Source organism: Bacteroidetes bacterium GWF2_43_63 (assembly GCA_001769275.1).
GTDB lineage: Bacteria > Bacteroidota > Bacteroidia > Bacteroidales > DTU049 > GWF2-43-63.
The window spans coordinates 23,581-45,721 of record MEOQ01000028.1 but is presented as its reverse complement, the minus strand read 5'-3'; the positions used below and the strand labels follow the sequence as shown (position 1 = coordinate 45,721).

Here is a 22,141-nt window from a genome sequence, read left to right as displayed (position 1 = left end):
AATTTATATGGCGAATACAATGTTTTATATAACTTTAATACCAGTTTAAGCGATAATTTATACTTTATCATTGAATCCCGCATAAGGTTGTGCGAAATATTAAATAGTTGTGCGAAGTTTGGAACCTTCGCACAGCTTTAAACTACGCACAACTAATTATTTTACCCGCACATACACCACACTCTGCTTGTCGCGTGAGTTGCTGGTGATAATTAATACGCCCAGCGCGGGATTTTTCAGCATGGTTTTATCGATACAAATATCGAGTGTTGTCACATTGCCCGGAACAATCACATTACCGCCCAATTTGGCCTGCATCCAAGGCTGATCGGATCGGATCGATGCTATATCAAGCATTTCATCGCCGGTATTTGTAATCGTGACCTGAACACATTTTTGATTTTCATCGGACAAGGAAAGTTTCAGATCATTGGAAGATAAGGTCAGCAGAGGCCCGGAGAGTTTTCTGGTTTTCTGTCCGGCAAAGTCAGATTCATAGCTGACAATCTGAATCCGGCGTTCACGTGCTGCCGAAATGCTATAAACAGAGTTTCGTGTGTCGTTTGGATTATCGCTTACAAACGGGTCGGAGAGCGCTTCGCCAACTGGTTCTGCAAGGATAATAAGTTGTCCGCCGTTGGAAGCTGTTCCATTTAGATATGGCTTTATTTTACCTCCATCTATTTTTTCAAAATAATTAAGAATACTGCTGATCCTTCGCTTTGCAAGACTGATGTTATATTCCGTTCCTGTAAGCGGGCTGCAGAATCCCTGAATTTTCATGGTAACACGGCTGCCCGCTTCGAGATCTTCAATCATCAACGGTGTAATTTCAAGCAGCTTTCCGAAGCCCGCTGTGACATTGGCCAGAAAAAACACTTCAATTTCGGCAGCAGCATTTACGGCTACATCACCGCTAAGACCTTTGGAATACTCCTTTTTGTAACGATCTATCATTGCCATGTAAGAATAATAGGTCTCGTCATAAGTCGCATAGGTAATTGTGTCACGGCTGCGTGGATCCGGAATATCGTTGTGAAAATACAGATCAAGCGGCAACATGTCCTCCATTATTTTCTTTATTTCATTCACCACTACCACCGAATCCTTTGGCTGTGGTAAGGTGTCTTTCTTTGCGCTTTTTTGTCCATAATAAGCATACAAATCATTGCAGCAAGTCTCGCCTTTGAAAAAGTAAGAGCCTTCGCGATTTGAAGTGAAATAGCCATCTCTATCGACCGAGTTAATGTTGAAATAAAAATCGTTGGCCGGCGAACATATCGGTAGTCCTGCATTTTCAGGAGCTTTCCAGTCGCTGAATGAACCCTTGGCATAAAAAACATCATAACCGCCCAGCCCATAATACCAGTCGCTCGAAAAATAAAGTTTTCCCGATTCTCCGTCGAAGAAAGGGGTGATCTCATTTCCCGGACTGTTCACAATACTGCCCAGATTTGTTGGCGCATTGTATTTGCCCTCTTTACGCACACTGAACCAGATATCGAGCTGACCAACTCCACCCGGCCGGTCGCTGACGAAATACAAAACTTCGTTTTCTGTACTGTCACTATAAAAATATGGCTGCGTTGAAGTGTATTCCTCTGTGTTGAGTGATATCTTCTCCGGAAAGGTCCAGCGCCCGTTTTCGAGCTTTGCATTGTAAATATCGCAGCGATATTTATATTCACCTGACATTTCGCAACGGTTGAACCATACTTCGGATCCGTCATTATTGAAACAGATATTGGCCGTATGTTTTGTACTGCTGTTCAATGGCTCTGTAACCTTTACCGGGAGCGACAATCCACGGGTTGTGAAATCGCTTACATAGAGCGATGACAGGTATGAATTTCCGAGCAATCCATCTTCGTTCTCACTTAACAAAGGTTGAACGGAAGTGAAATACAATTTGTTTTCGCCCTGTTGAAAACCAGCAAATTCACTAAAGGGGGAATTGACCGGCAACGACAGATGCTCAACAGTAACTTCTGACGATGTATCGGACCTGAGTTTTTCGATTTTGTCGAAATTATTCAGCTGCGCTTCGGCTTTTTCCTCAAAAAACGAACTATTGTTTTCCTGCTCCAGATATAGCGAATAATATGCTTTTGCCATCAGGTAATCCGACAGGTTTCGCGACAGATCGCCCATCCAGAACAAGGCCTGAGGAAACTTTTTTCCAAGATCTTTTTCATACACGATTCTGTAGCACTGAAAAGCAGTATTATAATTAAAAAATTCCCGGGCCGATTCACCCATTTTATACCAAAGAGCAATGTTGGCCGTATCGGTTCTTGCAGCTTCATTAAAATAATTCCAGGCAGCCTGAAAATTACCGGCCTTGAATTCGGCATCACCGCGCAGTTCCAGTTCCGTTTGTGCATGAAGGTGCAATAACGGAAACACAAAAATAAATATGATGCAGAATCGTTTAATCATAATCAGAAAATCGGACAGGGAATTTCGCGGTTTGATTGATGACTGGCTCTGTTGAAAACCGCAATAATACTGAATTCAAAGCCTCCGCGAAGCTGGCTTGCAGGAACAAGTTTGGAAGTATTCAGATCGTAGCTGATACCAAATTTATAATTTAGAAAATCAAGTCTTGCAGACATAATAAAACCATCGCCGACCCGATAGAAAAGTCCACCTGAATAGGCCTTGTAGGACCAGGGATTAAAACTTTTTACATAACGATAATCGGCACCGAAAATTAATTCAGTAAACACACCTTGCTTTGAAAAAAACACAGAAGGCACAAGCGCACTGTTCCGGGTCACTGCGGTATTATAGCTTACATCGGCCACCCATCTTGTTCGCAAACGAATACTGTTGTCGTTAAAATGAGATTGTGCCGGACGATTGATATTCAATACTGAAAGTCCTGCCGTTAATTCATGTCGCTGATCGAATCGTTTCATGTAAGCTCCGCCCGCATTCAGCACAGGATACCAGAAATTCATTTCGGAAAAAGTTTCTCCGCCTTCAAGTGAAGGATCATAATTCAACCCGTTGTATTGATTATCAAAGGAGAGCTCATCGGAATCGAAACTCCGCTGATGCATGCGAAACGAGACACCGCCGGATAAAAATTGATTATTAAAGCGATTCAACGCTTTGATATATGAGGCGGCCATGCCAAACCCGCTGGTTCCAAAAGCCGCATCACCAGCCTTTTCGCGCATAAAATCAAGACCAAGACCAACTTTTCCAAGATGACTTCCTTTGCGCTGAAAACTTACATCACCGGCCGCCAGATAAGTCTGATAGGGCAATGTGACAGATCTCCACTGCAACTTGGTGTTGGCCGAAAATCGGAATTGTTCGCTCATCATGCCCGCTTTGGCGGGATTAAGATAGAAAGGAACATTGTTGTACTGACTGAAATGAATATCCTGCGCATCGGCAAAAACCGGCGGCAAAACAAACAAAACAAGCAATATCCATTTCCGCATAAGCCTATCTGAGTAATGTTATATTTCCTTTTTTTATGAACTGGACTTTATTAAAACAATCGATTTCAAGATAATAATCGAACACAGCCGGTTCAAGCAATTGACCGCGGAAAGTGCCATCCCAGCCAGACCTCAGATCATTTGTTTCGAATACTTTTTCTCCCCAACGATCGAAAATCACAAAATACATTTGCTCAATATATCGTGAGCGAATATATAAAACATCATTCACTCCATCTCCGTTGGGTGTAAATGAATTTGGAATGAAAATATACGGATCAAAACAATAAACGTCGAGCACTACAATTCTGACAGTATCCGTGTAGGTGCAGCCAAATCCATCGTCGAGATAAACCGAATAAGTGGTTGTTTGCAACGGCGAAGCTTCTGTTGTTGCACTGTGACTGTCAGCCAGACTGCCGGCCGGCGACCATGAATAGTCAACAGCCGAAATGCCTGATGCGTGTATTAAAGTCGATTGTCCGGCATAGATTGTATCGTCATCGGTCCATGCTTCCACGTTGTCGTAAATGTAGTCAACTTCGATATTTAATGATTTGGGTAGCTCACAATTGTGAGCATCGGAAATTGTAACCAGATAGTTGCCCTGACATAAACCGGTGAGATCTTCTGTGTTTTGTCCGTTACTCCAATTATACGAATAGGGCGGAGTGCCACCGGTGGTTGTCCCATAAATGAAACCATTACAAGCAATATCACAATTCACCGGGCCGGTTTCTGACACATATCCCAATAGCTGTGGCTGATTAAGCAAAATATTACTTTGCTGCAGACACCCGTTAAAATCATGAACGGTTACAGAATAAAATCCATTACTAAGGTTGGTTATAATTTGCGTGGTTTCTCCTGTACTCCACGCAAATGAAAAAGGCGACACACCGCCCGAAGGATTCAGCGCTATGGAACCATTGGAATCTCCATAACACAAAGGCTGCGTCAAAACAACATTCAAGTCCATTTCCTGATAATCAACAAACACTTCATCTGTTTCGATGCAATAGCCATTACTCACCTGAACATAGTATGTATGCGGTGCCGAATGAATAGAAGTGCAGCTGTTTCCGGCTGGATATGCATTGAGCGTATCCGTAAAAAAAGCATTTGAAGACCATACAACTGTAAAATCCGTTCCACCTGAATACGACGCTGTAAGCGTAATTCCGGGAGAACAAGTCGACGTATCATTACCAGCATCTACAACAAGATCAAATACATTGACAGTCTGGTAGAGCGTGTCGAAACATACACCGTTGGAAATTACCAGATAGTAATCAGTTGTTACAGGCGGACTGGCAGTGGGATTGGCAATGGTTGAATTACTAAGAAAATTTGAAGGATACCACTGGCAAGTGATGGTTGGATCTGAAAAAGGAAGTACGCCTATCTGAGTCAAACCACCTGCACAGATGCCTGTTTCGGTCAAAGTATCAGTACTGCTGGAAAGAACAATGATTTGTTTGGTAATCGTATCCGCACTGTTGCATGCAGTTGCATCAGACACAATCAGCGTTATATCGTAAACACCCGAAGTAGGATAAGTATAAGAGGGGTCGCAGTTTGTGCTTGTAACACCATTTCCAAAGTCCCAGAAACAAGTTTCAAGGCCCGGATTGGGAAAATAGGATGTATTGTTGAAATTTATGGTGTAAGGCAAACAAATAACCGGAGGCATATTGAAATCAGCCACTATAGCCGGAAGACTGAAATCTATTTTAATTACGCCATTGTTGCAGTTTGTCGAATTGTTTGTGTTTGACCATGCACCGGCCGTTGTAGGAAAATCGTCAAGTCCGCCGCAACCGGCACAAACCGATTGATAAATTCTCCCCATTCTGTCGAACCTGCTGGTACCTCCATCCACATGTTCTGAGCTGGAGCCGCCATAAAAGGAGCCGAAGACAATGCCTGATGCATCATCGCGCATGCACAAAAAATAGTAATCATTATTATCTGTCGATGTCTGAAATGCGCCGGCAGTAATGGGCAATCCTGCAGTGCCTCCAAAACCACTCAGATATGGGCTTCCCCACCCCGACAAATAAATATTGTGACAATAATCTACCAGAAAAGCCGTAGGACTGATATTTACAACACCATCGCCATTACCGAAACGGGTTGACCAAATAACAGTGTTGAGCGGAGGATTAATTTTTGAAATAAACTGGCCGCCACCGGTTGTGTACCAGGCAGCATTCTGAATCAGCACCGAGCCTGTAGACGCACTTTGTCCGAGCAAATAAACATTATTCTGTTTATCCGTTTCAACAAAATACACCTGATCATAAGCCGACGTGCCCCAATATGTTGAACGAATGATTGATGTACCATCACTCTGAATGAGCGATACAAACCCATCGGATGAACCGCCCTGATAGGTGGTCATCGCAGCATTTGATGAAACCGGAAAATTTGTACTTGAAGTTCCGCCCGCAACCGAAAGTTTACCAAATTCGTTTAGCGAAATACTGTATATGGCATCGGCAGACGATCCGCCCAGGTAGGTGGACCAGATTATTGTAGTGAGCGACCTGTCGCATTTCAGAATAAAACCATCCTGAGAACCGCCTCCATACATCGTTTGAAGCACGCCGAATGTTATTGGAAAATTCAAAGAAGCAGAGCTGCCGACAACAAAAACATTACTATTGGCATCCAGCAGAATTTCGCCACGTACATCATCGGCATAATTATGTTTTAAAACCGCATCCATGTTGAGTCCGTCGTTGCCACTTCCTCCAATATAGGTCGATGCAATCAATGAGGTGCCGGCTGCATTAAAACAGGTCACACCCAAATCACATCCGGACGAATAATTGATTACATAAGTTAGTGTATAAGGCGTTCCGCCATTGAAAATGCTGTCGACGCAACCGGAAGTTGTCGGATAATCAAACGAACCGGTTGTTGCAAAAATATATAATTCATCAGCTGAATTAACAACAATACTGTTTGGAACATCAGGACCGGAGCCACCAAGATAAGTGCTGTAAATAAGCGATGTTCCGTTGGTGTTGTATTTGGTCACCGCAATATCCACGTTTCCGCCGTAGGTGGTCTGATAAGCACCAATGGTCGTTGGATAACCCTGTCCAAAAACAATTCCACCAGCATACACATAGCCCAACTGATCATAGGTTGCCGTGTATCCCCAGTTATCGGCTGTTGAGCCGGAATACGTACCAAAAACCACAATTGGATCTATAATCAATTCATAGTTTTTGTTGTAATTATTTCCAACTAAAAAACCAACAGATTTGTTTTTCAGATTATAATCACATTGAACAAAAACGGTATCGCCGTCAATAATCTGCCACGCTACAGGCCGCAATTCCGTTACACTACCGAGCGATGTGCCAAAAACAAGATTTCCGTTTTCTACACGAATATTATCAACCCCGCTATAACGGATATCAATATCATTTACATTGGCCAAAGGACTAACGGAAAACTCATATTTAAGCATTCCGTTTTCATCGCCAACAAACAAATCAATTCCATCATAAAGCTCATCGTATTTCACACGTTCAAATCCATGTACATTCGATTTCCAGCGCGACTGATCATCGCCCAGATAGTAATTGTAATAAGGAGTCACCTGTTCTTCGGCTTGCAATACGGGGTTCAGAGCCCCGGCAAATTCCATTTCGTAGCAATGGGAATTAATAACATTGTTTGGTTGCTTTCGCAATTTTTTTTCTTCCTCCGAAAGCATTTTGAAATGAAGCAATTCTGCAATCATGGCTTTGTCGCGAAGGTCGACCAAAATGCGGTTCTCAAACAGAAACATCTGCCCCGTGGGAAGATCCGCTTTATAAGCAAAAGATTGTTCCCATTGTCCAGCGTTTTCAATAAAAATAATATGACCTCCCAATGTATCGGAGCCCTTATGCAGCACCTCTGCAGAAGACAGAAATGATACCGCCAGCAAACAGATAAAAGTCAATATGAACGAACGCATATATTGAATTTCAAACAAAGATAAGATTTAATTCAATAAAATTCAACCATATAGAAACTACCTGAACTTGCTTTTACAACAAAAACAACAACTTCTTCAAGTGAACCGACCTTCAATGGTCCGGAATGCAATGAAGGACATGGAAGAGTCGCTTGTGCAGTAAGCGTTGTTTTGAGACAGCTCCGGATTTATCTGACAAAACAGTCCACGTGTCATTTGCTATATATGTGTTAATTTAAGCGCTTTGCGTGAAGATTAAATATTTTTACCGATTCTTATATTATATTGATTTTTTTAATGCTTAATGTTTGGAAAAGACAACGCTTTTTCCATGTATTTTGCTGCGTGCTGATTTCAAAGGGGCTTCGCGACCTTTTTATTCCCGGGACTGCGTCCCGGGCCAATATCTGCAGCGCCGTTGGCGCTTTTTGTACGGCGTAGCTATTTATAGGCCTTCGGCTTCTAAACCTGGGCGCGCGTCTCCTGACGCGTGACCCTTAACCTTGTATTTTATTTCGGGGCCCATCGTACCAGCAACATGGCAATGATCGCAAAAACAACATTCGGAATCCACACAGCTACCATGGGTGGTAGATTTCCATTGGTCGCAAAAGTACTGCTGACTTGCATAAATAAAATAAAACCAAAGCTCAGCGCCAGTCCAATACCAATATGCAAACCGGTACCACCGCGCATTTTGCGACTTGATACTGCAACACCAATGATGGTAAGAATAACGGTTGCAAAAGGAAATGCAATCCGTCGGTGACGCTCGACTTCGAGCTGTTTTATATTATCGGCGCCGCGCATTTTCTGTCGTGCAATATGCTCATTCAATTCAAAAAAATCCATGACATCAATATTCTCCATGTCCTTGTTGAAATCTTTCGGAAGAATGGCCAGCGTTGTATCAAGCTTTGGCAGATAGCGCAGATTTTCAACCGAATCCTTCATACGGCGGTCATATACTTCGGTCATTTGCCATTTGCCAGTCAGCGTATCGTAAATTGCCATGTTGGCTGAAAGCTTACGTGTCATTCCATTTTCAAAATCTATGGTTTCGAGCGTAAACATCATGGCTCTGTTCGATTTGAAATTGAATGACTCCATGTAAACATACTCTCCGGGCGACATTTGCATATGAATATTTCTTGCGCCCATGGGTTTGTTTTTGCGAATGAAGTTGTATTCAAACTCCAAACGCACCGCATTGGCAGGAGGGATCAGAAAATTCTGGAGAACAAATGAAAATGCAGCGAGAAAAACACCGGTAAAAACGAACGGCATCAATAGCCGTCTGAAACTGATTCCGCCTGTGAGAATGGCAACAATCTCTGTGTTCCCGGCCATTTTTGATGTCACGAATACTACCGAAATAAAAACAAATAACGGACTGAAAAGATTGATGAAATACGGAATAAAGTTGAAATAATATTTGAATACAATATCGCGAAAAGTCGCATGCCGGTCAATAAATTCATCAATTTTTTCCGATACGTCAAATGCAATGATAATGAGCAACAGCAAAGCAATTGCCAGCACAAACGAAGATAAAAATCTCTTTATAATATACTTATCCAGTATCTTCATCAAAGGCGGGTCATGGTTTGTTTTTCGGCTTCGGCGGCCCAGGTTTCGTAATTTCCCTCAATCACTGCCTGGCGGGCTTCGGCCACCAAACGCAGATAGAAAGCCAGATTGTGAATGCTGGCGAGTATTGGTCCAAGCATCTCACCTGCGACAAAAAGATGGCGCATATATGATTTGGATGTGGTCTTGTCAATCCCGAGCGGACTGGATTCATCAATCGGTGAAAAGTCGTCTTCCCATTTTTTATTGCGCATGTTCATGATTCCGTTGCGTGTGAAAAGCATTGCGTTGCGGCCATTGCGGGTTGGCATCACACAATCAAACATGTCGATTCCATGCGCAATTCCGCGGATGATGTTCGCCGGTGTGCCCACACCCATCAGATAACGCGGCTTATCGTGTGGTAGTATGTCGCAAACCTGCTCCGTAATTTTATACATCATTTCTGTTGGCTCACCAACACTCAGGCCGCCAATCGCATAGCCCGGGCTGTCGAACTGACTGATGAATTTTGCCGACTGTTCGCGCAGGTCTTCATACACGCTGCCCTGTACAATCGGAAAAAGGCCCTGTTCGTGACCGTAGAGCGGCTTTGTTTTATGAAAATGAGTGTAGCATCGTTCGAGCCACTTATGTGTCAACAGCATGCTTTTATGCGCATAATCCCGCTCGGCTGGATAAGGTGTACATTCATCAAACGCCATCATGATGTCGGCACCGATGATCCGCTGCATGTCCATTACATTTTCAGGAGTGAACTTGTGCTTACTTCCATCGATATGCGATTGAAAAACGACTCCCTCTTCGGTGATCTTGCGAATCTTCGAAAGCGAATACACCTGATATCCTCCGCTGTCGGTCAATATCGGACGTTTCCAGCCATTGAAGCCGTGCAGACCGCCGGCCTGTTTCAGAATTTCGGCTCCGGGCCTGAGATATAAATGATAGGTGTTGCCCAGAATAATCTGTGCATTAATGTCGTTTTGAAGAACATCGAAGGTAACGCCTTTTACCGCTCCCAGTGTGCCAACCGGCATGAATATCGGAGTCAGAATATCACCATGGTCTGTTGACAATACGCCCGCCCGCGCTTTTCCGCTTTTATGTTTAATGGAGAATTTCATTGGAATTTTGAAAGGTCAAAAATACGATATTAACGGGAAATACATGCTGGTTGAGTTTTTGCAGCCAGGGCTAACGCATTGAAATGCCTGTATATACTTCTGATTAATGCATCCGACGCCGACTTCAAGCGTACAATGTCATGCCTCTATAACCTTTGTTACACAGAGTTTGAAGGAGTACACACGGAGTCACACAGAGTAGATTTTACGCGGCAAAAGCTGGTATCAATTACAGCAAAGTGAATCTGAAAGCGCGCTTTCAGAATTCGATGTGCTGTAATTGATTTACACAACTCGTTGTGTACACTGTTAACCGGCTTTTGCTATTTTGTCACTCTGTGAATACTCTGTGATACCTCTGTGTACCTACGATTCCTGCAGATTTTTGTGGAGTTTAATGCGTCGACCCTGTTTTTGCAAACAAAAGCGAGGTTATATATATAATAAACCATGCAATTTGGAATTAACAGTTCTGAAAAAGATTTTCGAAAAAATAATTATCTTTGTTACTAAGCATCAGAAAATTAAATCATAAAAAATCATTCATCATGGCAACAAATAAAAAAATAGTGAAAATTGATGATGACAAATCTGAAGCGGGCAATGAAACCCCAATGTTTGTTCCTACTGCCGAAAACAAAGGCCGGGCAACGCGTCTGAGAGTTATTGCTGCCATTTTGTGGATTCTTGCTATTGGTGCACAAATCGGAGCCATCACATTTTTGTTCAAACAGCCGGTCAACATGACCTGGATCATCATCCTTATTGTTGTTGACCTGGCGTTGGCCATTGTGGGTTCGATTCTCTGGAAAAAGTCCAACCGATTGGATCCGGCCTCGAAGAAAAATAAATTCAGGTTTTTTATGCAAAGCCAGCTGGGGCTCGTTGTGGCTGTAATTGCTTTTCTTCCGCTCATAATTTTTATTCTCACCAGTAAAAATATCGATGGAAAACAAAAGACCATACTTGGCGCCATTGCAGGTATTGCGCTGGTTATAGCCGGATTGATCGGATACGATTTCAATCCACCCTCTGTTGAAGAGTATACTGAGCAAACATCAAGGGTTGAAGAGTTAACCGGACAAAATATTGTTTACTGGACAAAATCCGGAACAAAATATCACATCTATAATGACTGTCATTCAATCAACAAAGACGTTACGACAGAAATTTTTGAAGGACCTGTTTACAAGGCCAGAGAATTGAAAAACATCACCGAGCTGTGCAAATTCTGCGAGACCAGAGCGTTGAAAGAAAAAGGAACACCTGAAACTGAAAGCGCGGAAAATGAAGAAGAATTGCAGGATCAGGAAGAATAGAACGCTTCTTCTGCCACTTTGAAATTTCTCCGGTAGTCAGTTTAAAACCGGTAGCCAATGCGTAGTCCCGGCTCAAGACCCCATGGGGCCTGATTTACTTGCTCAGTTCCAATAGTAATTGTTCGGTTAGTCAGTGGATACAAAACACTGATGCCTGGATTTATTGTCAAATGTTTCCAAATTACCCAGGTATATCCGATGGGTACTCCGACAAACAAAGTTCCAAAGCGGCCCTGATGATGACTAGCAGAAGTTTCAACCTTGTGCATCGAATACAACAGAAGAACACCAGTACTCCATCTCTTCAGCTCTCTGTGTGAAAATACTTCACCCCGATAACCAAACGCATTCAGATTGTCTTTCGAAAAAGACTCGTCAGTTAAGTGTATATCTTTAATGCTGATATGCGCAAACATTAATGAATGTTTAATTCTTCCGTGCGCCACATAGCCATCAATGTTCAGATCGTACCACTGCCCAATCCGGGGCGCCATAAAGTCGTATTCGGCTCCCCAGATAAGCGAGTCTTTCTGATTTGTTTGTGACTGCGAAAACAAAGTTGTTGCACTTACCACAAGAAAAATCATAAAAATTATCCGAAATCCAAAAAAATTGATTGAATTCATAACAGAAAATATATGAAGTAAAGACGTTTATGCTGCAAATTTTGTTACAGCTTGTTATATTGTCTGCATCAAATTTGATCGCTGTATTTGAAAAAGCCAATCGATATTTAGACTTTTAATCCAGCATCAAACGCCACTTTCAAGTACTTGCTATCCTTCGCCTCGCCTTTTTTCCAAAGACCTGTTGCGCATATTGTTACTTTTTCTTTAGCCCCTGTGAGACAAAAAGTAAAAGCCCGCAAACTCTCGATCGCGCGTTCAATATTCTTTTTTTCTTCGTCGGCTGCAGTAAGAATAAAATAAAAGTCTTTTTCCTTGATTTCTGTATAACGTGCATAAGTGCGGTCTATGAGCGTTTTTAGCTGCGCGCACATGGTGTAGAAATACACTGGTGTTGCCAGCACAATCACGTCGGCATCAATCATTTTCTGCAGAATTTTTTCCATGTCATCGTCTATCACACAAGGTTTGCCCTTCTGGCACACATCGCAGGCCTTGCAATATTTTATTTTTTTGTCGTGCAACAAAACCTTTTTTGCTTTGTGTCCAACTTCCAGCGCGCCTTTCAGAAATTCATCACATAGCATATCCGAATTGCCATTTTTGCGCGGACTTGAAGAAATTATAAATACTTTTTTATTCATACATAAACTTTTTTTTAGTACTCAGTGGCCAGTAATAAGTTATAAGTGAAAATTCTACTCACAACTGACTTCTTTTTTAAAAATTAGTCATTCACCAAAATCTTCATTGAAAGCGGCTTTCCGTCGAGCACAAACCGGACAAAATACATTCCTTCGGGCAAACCCGAAACGCTGAACATATTGTTTTCATTGAGTTTTTCAGTTTTTATCAGTCTTCCATCAAGAGAATAAATATCTATTTCCTTTTTCACATTGCCATCAACAGCCAATATACAAACCTGATCAGAAGCGGGATTCGGATAGAGTAAAACTTTTTCGTCCGAAACATTTTCGGTCAATCCTTCAACACCCAGAACGCGGTAAATAGCATGCAACGCATTTACTTTTCCCCAGCCCCAGCGCGTGTCACCTGTTTCGGAAAGATCGCCTGTAAGGTTGTCCTCGCGTGCTGTTTCCTGCAAAATGGTTTTTATTTCAGCAGCAGTCAGGGTTGAGTCTGCATCGAGCATCAATGCTACAACTCCGGTCACCATGGGCGACGACATGGATGTTCCGCTCAAACGAATAAATTTATAGGTTCTTGGACCAAAAGTTACAGAAGCAACAACCGTTGTAAAAGAAGTGGTTGTAAAAGAAGAAACGGAAGAGCATACACCGTAACCCGGAGCACAGATTTCGGGTTTTATTGTTCCGTCAATCAATGGACCGTAGCTGGAAAAATAGGCCATGTTTCCACCCAATATTGCGCCTGTAGTTGGATGAAAAAATTCTGAATTGTGCGCTGCTACAGCAATGCAAGACTGTGCGCATGCAGGTTCTCCAATACCATAATACGGATCACCTGCCGTGTAACCCACATAGGGAGCCAGAAAATCGGAACCCCAATTCCCTACTCCGTTGTTCAGTTCTATCAGATTCCACGCGTGCACAACTCCTGAATCAGCATGAATCTGAAGAATGACTCTATTAGCTGAATTGCGGCTTGCGACTCGAATCTGCATAAACGGACGCTGGTTCAACGCATTGGCAGAATCTGCCATTACATTGTACAACACTGTGTCGGTGCCGGCAAACAAGGTGTCATCGATATATGAATCCAGCGTATCCGTCAGATAAAATGGTGTTTCAGCAAGCAGTACGCCTGATGAATTCAGCACCTGAATGCGGGCTTCAAAGCTGTTTGCGGGCGTTCCATGCAAAGTCAGGCACTGACCATACATTTGCGAATATGAGGAGTAACTATCAAATTTTACCTGAGTTTTCAGTGTATCTGACACCGAAGCATCATACATCAGGTGAAAATCGGCATCGCCGTTATTGCCTGCACTGGAGACAAACACCACTCCCAGCGCCGAAAGAGAATCAATGGCCTGACTGATCAGCGAAGTTCCATCCATATTACCAATATAATACAAACCCCAGCTTTGATTGATCACAAGCCGTTTTCCGACACTGACTGAATACTGATGCATCCAGTTGTAAGCATCGAGCACTGCAGCAGCATCGACCAGAAAAGTGGTAAATAAGTAATTGGCTTCGAATGCAACACCGCGATACACCGTTCCTGCGCCACTTCCGCCTGCAATGCCGGCTACATGACTTCCGTGATAAGCATATCCATATACATTTGAAGTGTCGCATTGAGCAGCGAGGATTTCCGATTCACCTTCGAATTCAGTTCCATATAAAAATCCTGTTGGTGCCGGACCCGATGTTTTCCACTGATCCCAGGTGGCAGCAATGCGCGTATGTTGCAATGATGTATCGTAAAAATTCGGATTGGTATAATCAAATCCCCAGTCGGTAATACCGATGAGCACATCTTTTCCGGTAAAAGGCTGAGGCAGATTGAAGCCCATGTGAACACTATCTACCCGGGCATCGGGCAATGCTTTGTCGAGCATTGGCACTACCGGACGCGCCCATTCGGCGTATTCGACTCCGGGAATAATAAGCTTTGAATTCAACAAGTCTTTTCTGACATAAAGCGAAACAATATTTCCTGCAAGAGAACCCTGCAGTATCCCCTCTGGTAGTAGCCCGGGGCTATAATTGCTGCTAACTTTTGCGAGCATTGGAAAATATTCCTGACCGTTGATTTTACGCCATGATACATCGGTGCCTTTTTTATCATCAATCATTTTACTGCGCGTAACAGCATCGGTTTTTATCTGTGCTGAGAGCAGCAATGGCAAAACAAGGAAAACAATTACAATTCGTTTCATGCGGTGATGTTTGTTCAAAAGTACATAATTTTAATAAACGCCAACCGCTGTAATGACCCCTCAATGCGTTTGAACCATTCAATCGGGTAATTCTGGCGGCATAAAAAAAGCCCGTCAAATGCGGGCTGATTGAATATTTTAAACCATTCGTCTATCGGGCAACAACTACCGGAATATGACTTATAGCGTTTTCTGCCCGCAGTGTGACAAAATATTTTCCCGGCTCGAGCGCCGAGACATCAATGGTTTCGTTTCCTCTAAAATATTTCTGCAGCACTACCCTACCCTGCAGGTCTGACATTGTCAAATCACCATCGCTTGCGGATTCAATATTGAGAACGCCGTCGGCAGGATTCGGAAAGGCTTTGAGTGAAAGACTATTTTCGGTAAATCCACCTACAGTTTCAACAGCAACCATATCAAGCGCAGCTTCGGCACCGTCATACCCGCTATAAACAAATGCCAGCGCAAATTTTTCCTGATCAATATAAGCTGAAAGATCAACCGATGCGTGAACCCATTCAAAGCTGTTCCAGGTGGCAGTATCGGTGCTCATTTCGCTCCAGAGGGTATCCGGAAAAGTCTGGGCACTATCCGTGCTGGCCAGCAAAAGCAGATCATAATTATCGTTTGGAGAAATTCCCCAATATTTCGAAAACTGGAAATAGAAAGCGACCGAAACATTGGAAAAAGTACTCAGGTCCATAACTCTGGTAATCAGATATTCATTCTGAACTCCGGAAAGAGACTCATCATAAAGACACTTAACATAGCCAATACCCCAGGCCGGATCAAAAGAAGAGGTGTCCCATGTTTGGGGAGTGGGGCCCTGCAGGAGCTGCCAGCCGGTTGGAGGCATGAGCAGATCTTCGAAGCTTTCCCAGATTGGAAATCCTTTTGGATTGGCAGGAGCCGTTATCTGAATGTGTTTGGAAGAGTTTGATTTTTCTGTGTTCTGAGCCATCAGAAACGAAGACAACAGTAATGCGGCGAGTAGGGTGAGAGACTTCATATACATATTTTTTGCAATGCAAAGGTAAGTTAATTATATTTGTGCTTTCATATATTTCACAATCCTGTATATGAAGGCACTTGCTGTTGCAATAGCGCAAAAACTATATTATTATTATCCGGAACTGACAATTCACTCATCCCGTCAGGTTGGCGGGGGTAATATCAGTGCTGCTATGGAAATAAACACATCGGCAGGGAAGTTTTTTGTCAAATTCAATCCTGCAAACCGATATCCGGGTATGTTTGAATCAGAAAAAAAAGGATTGGAGCTGCTGGCCTCTGCCCACACACAGCTTGTAATTCCTGAGCCCATTTTATGTGATACAGACAGTGGTGGAACAAGTTTTCTGCTTATGCAATTTCTTGAAACTGACATACCGGAACAGAATTTCTGGCGAAATTTCGGTTTTAGACTGGCGTTATTGCATCGCAATACCTCTAAACAATTCGGGCTCAAATTCAACAATTACATTGGATCGCTGCGTCAAAGCAACAGTTTTCATTCAAGCTGGATTAAATTTTTTATTGAGGAAAGACTTAAGGTTCAGTTTGACATGGCGATAAAAAACGGCTTTCTCAATCCCAATCTGCAAGACAGTCTTGATGCATTTTGCAAAAAGCTGCCAGAACTTATTCCCGCTGAAAAGCCTGCTCTGATTCACGGTGATCTATGGGCTGGCAATTATATGTCGGGACCCGGAGGTAGAGCTGCCATTTTTGATCCTTCATGCTATTTCGGACATCGCGAATCAGATATTGCTATGACCACGCTTTTCGGCGGCTTTCCCAATGACTTCTATGCCAATTACAATGAGGCCTATCCAATGGAGTCGGGCTGGCGACAGCGAACCGATATTTTTAACCTTTATCCCCTGCTCGTCCATGTAAATCTGTTTGGACATTCTTATGTGTCCAAGGTGATTGATATTTTACGACGATACACAAAATAAGCAGAGATTAACTAGGGCCTGCTGAAAAACACACAACACTTTCAGCAACAGCAATATATTCATGTAAAACAGGATTTCAAATGCAAGCAATTTTATTAGTATCATCAAAAATCCTTGCATTTCAGCAGCATCACAGCAAGCGCTAAAATACTGATGCGAATATTTGAACTAATTCTTCTGATAAAACGCTGCACTGCAAGTGTCTGTTAGTCTGATACACGCCATCTTCTTCGTTGCCTGCGACTCGAAGTATTATTATACATCTTCGTCTTGTCGTCTCGAAGCTGACGCACCTCAGACTTTTTCAGCTGGCCCTAACTACTTCCCTTTTTCTTTTCCGTCATCAAGGTGTTAAAGCTCTTTTCGGCAAACTGCAAAGGAGCTTTGTGGCGCATCCACGATTTCCGGAGTATTATTCTAAATACAAGTCCTTTGATTTTTGCACTCCACAAGTCCATGCTTTTTCTCGACTTTAGGCGCTTTACAATCATGCGCATCAATCGTCCTTCGGCAGCAGGAATCAGTTTTCGCTCTACAGCCAGGTGGCGGTTATAAACCAAAAGATTGTGTACCGGAATTTTTACAGGACAACGTTGAGTGCATTTTCCGCATAATGTAGAGGCAAATGACAAGTGAAAATTATTCGCTTCATCGCCAATATGCGGATGAATTACCGATCCAATCGGACCGCTGTAAACCGAAGGCCACGCATGTCCCGACAGTTTGCAAAACACCGGACATACCGTCAGACAGGCTCCGCAGCGAATACACTGAAGCGATTCACGCAGAAAAAGATCTTCAAGCAAAACATGCCGTTTATTATTAACAAGTATGACCGCCATTTCACCGGGGCCATCGAGTTCCGCGCTGCGGGCGGGTCCTGAAATTATATGATTGTAAACTGAAATTTTCTGACCGGTAGCATGCGAAGCAAGCATAGGCCAGAAAAGGTACAAATCCCTGACTGAAGGAATTACCTTTTCGATGCCTGCAATAACAATGTGTTTGCGGGGCCATGAAGTTGCAAGTGACGCATTTCCTTCATTTTCGGTAATGGCCACAGAACCTGTGTCAGCAATGATAAAATTGGCGCCTGTAACACCAACAGATGACTCAGTGAACTTTGTTCGAAGCAGCTTTCTTACAAAATCTGTGATTTCTTCAGCACTGGCATTTTTATCAGAACCGAAACGTGTGTTGAAAAATTCAGCAATCTGCACTTTCGACAAATGAATAGCCGGAGCCGTAATATGAGAAGGCTTCTGACCCATCTGTTGTACAATAAATTCGCCCAGATCTGTTTCAACAACCTCGTCGCCTCTTTCCTTGGCCACATTATCAAATCCTATTTCCTCCCCCGTCATGGATTTCGATTTCACTATAACACCACGATTTTCAGGAAGAATTTCAGCTAAAATGCGGGCAACATCATCAACTGTATCGGCCCAGTAAACAGTCCCTCCATTTCGGATAAACTTACTTTCAAATTCAAGGAGATATTTGTCCAGATTATTCAGCGCCCTTTTTTTCAGGTAGGAAAGTCGTTCGCGACAGCCTTCAAAATCATTGAATTGCGCAATACCATCGCCAAATTTTTGCTCATAGTTTTCAGTATTCTTTTTCATGGCTTGCTGCAGCACAGTATCTGAAAGCTTTTCCGAGATACTGTTCCTAAAAATACTAAAACCGCTGCTGCTCATGTAATAAATAAATTACTGAAAATTTAGAGTACAAAAATGCCGTCTTTGCGAAATTAAGAAATTATGCGAATGACAATCAATATTCAGCTATTTTTTTGACTCTGTTTTCGTGGCGGCCACCTTCAAATTCCGTTACCATAAAGGCCTCAACAATATCAAATGCTTCTTTTTCGCTAATGAAACGGGCCGGCAACGACAACATGTTTGCATCGTTGTGCTGACGCGCCAGCTGAGCTATTTCAACATTCCAGGCCAATGCGCAACGCACCATCTGATGTTTGTTGGCAGCCATTGTCATACCATTGCCAGTTCCACAGATAAGAATGCCTTTTTTTACATCACCGCGTGTGACCGCAATACAGGCCTTATGGGCAAAATCGGGATAATCGACACTTTCAGCTGAATGCGTGCCCATATCGTTGAAATATATACTTTTGGAAAAATGCTTGATGATGCTTTTCTTAAGTTTATATCCTGCATGGTCGGACGCAATGACAATTTGTTGTACTTTCATGAATTCTAAGTTTACTGCAAAAATATCAACAAAATTCGTAAGGCATGTTAAAAGCTTCAAAATTATTATAAAACAACACCTTAGCCCTATTTCCTTTTACTATCCTATGCGGCTAAAGATGCCTGTTTTACTATTGAAGCCTTAATAAAGAAACACTTAACCAGGTTATCAACAAAATTCAATTAGTCTGTTAAAAAGTCTCAATAAATAAATTTTGTTTTGTTATTCATTCGTATATACCGCTGCACTTATCAACTTACCAAAAAATATTTTCAGGGAATTATAACAGCTCCTCACCGTTTTATTAACAAAGGTTGCAGTGTTGATGATTTGTAAACTTTCAACAACAACAGTAATTAACACATTGTTGATAACATTGACTTTTACCACAAAAACAGTTATTTTTGCAGTTAATAAGACGCGCTGTTTTGTTGACAAAACTTTGAAAACGGTTTTTCCTAATTTCAAAAATTACTTTTTTCAACCAATTCACAGTGCTTATTATTAAGATTGTAATTTGATTTTTTTCTAAATGAAAAACAAGAAGAATAATATAAACGAACTGCGAAAGAAAAAAAATGCAGTGATACTGGCTCATTACTATCAGATTCCCGAAATTCAGGATATTGCTGATTTTGTGGGCGACAGTCTCGCATTGGCGCAACAAGCCGAAAAAACCAATGCCGACATTATTGTTTTTGCCGGTGTTCATTTTATGGCTGAGACCGCTAAGATACTGAATCCGTCAAAAAAAGTTCTGATTCCGGATATGAATGCGGGCTGTTCCCTGGCCGACTCCTGCCCGGCTGGACCTTTTGAGGAATTTATTAAAAATTATCCGGATCATATGGTGCTGAGCTATGTTAATTGCTCTGCTGCCGTTAAAACACTTTCTGATATAATTGTAACTTCTACCAATGCATTGAAAATTGTGAATCAGTTGCCAGCTGATCAAAAAATTATTTTTGCACCCGACAAAAATCTGGGAGCTTATATCAATTCAATGACAGGCCGCGATATGATATTGTGGGATGGAAGCTGTCATGTGCATAATCAGTTGCGCGCAGAAAATGTGATTCAACTAAAAATTAATAATCCCGATGTTCCGTTAATTGCTCATCCCGAATGTCAAAGCGTTATTCTTGAAATGGCTGATTTTATTGGATCTACACAAGCATTGCTGAATTTCACAAAAAGTGATGGTCACAATAAATATTTAGTAGCTACTGAAGGTGGAATTATTCATCAGATGAAAAAATTCAGCCCCGATAAAGAGTTTATTGTTGTACCTGCCGATAAAACCTGCAATTGCAATGATTGTGAATTTATGAAACTCAATACCATTGAAAAAATTGAGGAAGTGCTGCAAAATGAAACCAATGAAATTACGTTATCTGATGATGTGATCCGAAAGGCTTTGATACCTTTGAAGCGAATGCTAGAAATGAGCTGATATGAATAAAATTGTTTTGTTTTCTATATTGTTTTTTTCTGTTTTTGTATTGTCAGCGCAGGTTGACACAGTGCTTGTGCCTGTGAAATACACTTATTCGAATGGAAAAATTTCATCAGAAGGTTTTTTGAAAAATGGAAAACCCGATGGATACTGGAAAGCTTATTATGAAACCGGAGTGTTGAAAGCAGAAGGAAACAGAAAGAATTTTTTGCTTGACAGCCTTTGGAAATTTTATTCGGAAGAAGGAAAAATAACGCAGGAAATTTATTACGATGCAGGTTTGAAAAATGGTATCAGACGCACGTTTTATAAGGATGATATTATTGAAGATTTTTTTATAAATGATGTCAGGGAACAGTTTTCAAAAGTTTATTTCAGCGAAGGAAAATTAAAAAAAGTTATTCCTTTTAAAGCTGGACTTGAAGATGGAATTGCATTTGAGTTTAATAGAGACAGCGTTGTTATACTGATTACAGAATACCGGAAGGGAATATTACTTAGCCGTGAACACATCAACAGAAAAGATCCAAATGGATTGAAACAGGGTTTGTGGAAAGATTTTTATTCAAATGGAAAAGTGCAGCAGGAAGTTACCTATTTGAACGATAAAAAGAATGGGTATTTAAAAAAATATGATTCAACCGGTACGTTGCTCAGCATTGAAAAATTTATTAACGACGAGCCCGCTCTGTTTGCCGAAGAGCTTAAGGAATATGAAATCCGCCGCGATTATTTTTCCGATGGCAGAGTAAAAATTGAAGGAAGTTATTTTAAAAACAAACCTGATGGAATACGGCGTGAATTCGACAGTATTGGCAATATTGTGAAAGGATATGTTTTCAGTGAGGGAATTATATTGGGAGAAGGAATTATTGATGCTGCCGGAAAAAAGCAAGGACCCTGGAAAGAGTATCACGAAACCGGTGAAATTATGGCCGTAGGAACGTACAGAAACAGCGAACGCACTGGAAACTGGACATTCTACCATAAAAACGGAAAAGTCGAGCAGAAAGGCTCATTTACGAGTAAAGGAATTCCTGATGGTGAATGGAGTTATTATTACGAAAGCGGAAATATTTTACGGCAGGAATATTACAGCAATGGCGATCCAGAGGAAGAATTCATTGAATACAGCGACAGTGGGGAAGTTATAGTAAAAGGAATGTTTTCCGAAGGTTTTGAAACAGGCGAATGGTATTATGCCATAGGGGATGTTATTGAAAAAGGCAAATATCAGGACGGTGTGCAGGTTGACTGGTGGGAACAAAGGTCGAAATCAGACGGACAGCTTATTTTTAAAGGTAAATACACCGATGGAGTTCCTGAAGGCCGTCATACCTGGTATTTTCAGGACGGAACAAAAAAAATGGAAGGTTTGTATATCAGTGGTTTGCGCGAAGGAGACTGGAGAATATTTGCTCCCGACGGTTCTTTAATTATAAACATTACGTATCGAAATGGAATAGAGATAAAATATGATAATGTGATTATAAAACCCGAAATTGATCCGATTACTGAAGAATAATTTGTTTGTTTCTTACTCCT

Annotated in this window: 16 protein-coding genes; 5 read left to right on the top strand and 11 right to left on the bottom strand. The window is 41.8% G+C overall.

Annotated features, from left to right (window positions below):
• Nucleotides 1-156: 156 nt before the first annotated feature.
• The 5 genes from A2W93_09225 to A2W93_09205 form a co-directional block, all read right to left on the bottom strand.
• A complete protein-coding gene (locus tag A2W93_09225) occupies nucleotides 157-2,439 on the bottom strand; it encodes a hypothetical protein (GenBank protein OFY54478.1) in 2,283 nt (760 codons plus the stop codon).
• A 2-nt stretch (nucleotides 2,440-2,441) separates the two neighbouring features.
• A complete protein-coding gene (locus A2W93_09220; protein ID OFY54477.1) occupies nucleotides 2,442-3,422 on the bottom strand; it encodes a hypothetical protein in 981 nt (326 codons plus the stop codon).
• A 37-nt stretch (nucleotides 3,423-3,459) separates the two neighbouring features.
• A complete protein-coding gene (locus tag A2W93_09215) occupies nucleotides 3,460-7,434 on the bottom strand; it encodes a hypothetical protein (protein OFY54476.1) in 3,975 nt (1,324 codons plus the stop codon).
• A 510-nt stretch (nucleotides 7,435-7,944) separates the two neighbouring features.
• A complete protein-coding gene (locus A2W93_09210) occupies nucleotides 7,945-9,024 on the bottom strand; it encodes a hypothetical protein (GenBank protein OFY54475.1) in 1,080 nt (359 codons plus the stop codon).
• Nucleotides 9,024-10,148: a tRNA guanosine(34) transglycosylase Tgt gene (locus A2W93_09205; protein ID OFY54474.1), complete on the bottom strand. Its 1,125-nt coding sequence runs from the start codon at nucleotides 10,146-10,148 to the stop codon at nucleotides 9,024-9,026. Before A2W93_09205 ends, A2W93_09210 begins: the two co-directional genes overlap by 1 nt.
• A gap of 503 nt (nucleotides 10,149-10,651) precedes the next feature.
• On the opposite strand from A2W93_09205, the gene A2W93_09200 reads away from it, so the two are divergent.
• Nucleotides 10,652-11,467 carry a hypothetical protein gene (locus A2W93_09200; GenBank protein ID OFY54473.1) on the top strand — a complete coding sequence of 272 codons (816 nt, stop codon included), beginning with the start codon at nucleotides 10,652-10,654 and terminating at the stop codon, nucleotides 11,465-11,467.
• A 41-nt stretch (nucleotides 11,468-11,508) separates the two neighbouring features.
• Here A2W93_09200 and A2W93_09195 read toward each other — a convergent pair whose 3' ends face one another.
• From A2W93_09195 to A2W93_09180, 4 genes are all read right to left on the bottom strand, one after another.
• A complete protein-coding gene (locus tag A2W93_09195; GenBank protein OFY54472.1) occupies nucleotides 11,509-12,093 on the bottom strand; it encodes a hypothetical protein in 585 nt (194 codons plus the stop codon).
• A 107-nt stretch (nucleotides 12,094-12,200) separates the two neighbouring features.
• A complete protein-coding gene (locus A2W93_09190) occupies nucleotides 12,201-12,737 on the bottom strand; it encodes an NADPH-dependent FMN reductase (GenBank protein ID OFY54471.1) in 537 nt (178 codons plus the stop codon).
• Nucleotides 12,738-12,820: 83 nt separating this feature from the next.
• The gene (locus A2W93_09185) at nucleotides 12,821-14,962 is read right to left on the bottom strand and encodes a hypothetical protein (protein ID OFY54470.1); all 2,142 of its coding nucleotides are present in this window, start codon (nucleotides 14,960-14,962) and stop codon (nucleotides 12,821-12,823) included.
• Between the two features lie 151 nt (nucleotides 14,963-15,113).
• Complete coding sequence (locus A2W93_09180; GenBank protein OFY54469.1) at nucleotides 15,114-15,980, bottom strand: hypothetical protein; 867 nt, start codon at nucleotides 15,978-15,980, stop codon at nucleotides 15,114-15,116.
• 64 nt (nucleotides 15,981-16,044) lie between these two features.
• Between A2W93_09180 and A2W93_09175 the strand changes: the two genes are divergently transcribed.
• A complete protein-coding gene (locus tag A2W93_09175) occupies nucleotides 16,045-16,926 on the top strand; it encodes a hypothetical protein (GenBank protein OFY54468.1) in 882 nt (293 codons plus the stop codon).
• A 314-nt stretch (nucleotides 16,927-17,240) separates the two neighbouring features.
• Here A2W93_09175 and A2W93_09170 read toward each other — a convergent pair whose 3' ends face one another.
• Both A2W93_09170 and A2W93_09165 read right to left on the bottom strand, forming a co-directional pair.
• The gene (locus A2W93_09170; GenBank protein ID OFY54467.1) at nucleotides 17,241-18,626 is read right to left on the bottom strand and encodes a hypothetical protein; all 1,386 of its coding nucleotides are present in this window, start codon (nucleotides 18,624-18,626) and stop codon (nucleotides 17,241-17,243) included.
• A gap of 76 nt (nucleotides 18,627-18,702) precedes the next feature.
• On the bottom strand, nucleotides 18,703-19,140 hold the full coding sequence (locus tag A2W93_09165; protein OFY54466.1) for a ribose 5-phosphate isomerase B: 438 nt from the start codon (nucleotides 19,138-19,140) through the stop codon (nucleotides 18,703-18,705).
• Between the two features lie 325 nt (nucleotides 19,141-19,465).
• Here A2W93_09165 and A2W93_09160 point away from each other — a divergent pair, with 325 nt between their 5' ends.
• The 3 genes from A2W93_09160 to A2W93_09150 are packed head-to-tail and all read left to right on the top strand — an operon-like array spanning nucleotide 19,466 to nucleotide 22,121.
• The gene (locus A2W93_09160) at nucleotides 19,466-19,648 is read left to right on the top strand and encodes a hypothetical protein (GenBank protein ID OFY54465.1); all 183 of its coding nucleotides are present in this window, start codon (nucleotides 19,466-19,468) and stop codon (nucleotides 19,646-19,648) included.
• Between the two features lie 24 nt (nucleotides 19,649-19,672).
• Nucleotides 19,673-20,593 (top strand): quinolinate synthase, encoded by a 921-nt coding sequence (locus tag A2W93_09155; GenBank protein OFY54464.1) that lies wholly within the window; start codon nucleotides 19,673-19,675, stop codon nucleotides 20,591-20,593.
• A gap of 1 nt (nucleotide 20,594) precedes the next feature.
• Nucleotides 20,595-22,121 (top strand): hypothetical protein, encoded by a 1,527-nt coding sequence (locus tag A2W93_09150; GenBank protein ID OFY54463.1) that lies wholly within the window; start codon nucleotides 20,595-20,597, stop codon nucleotides 22,119-22,121.
• The last annotated feature ends 20 nt before the right edge of the window (nucleotides 22,122-22,141 follow it).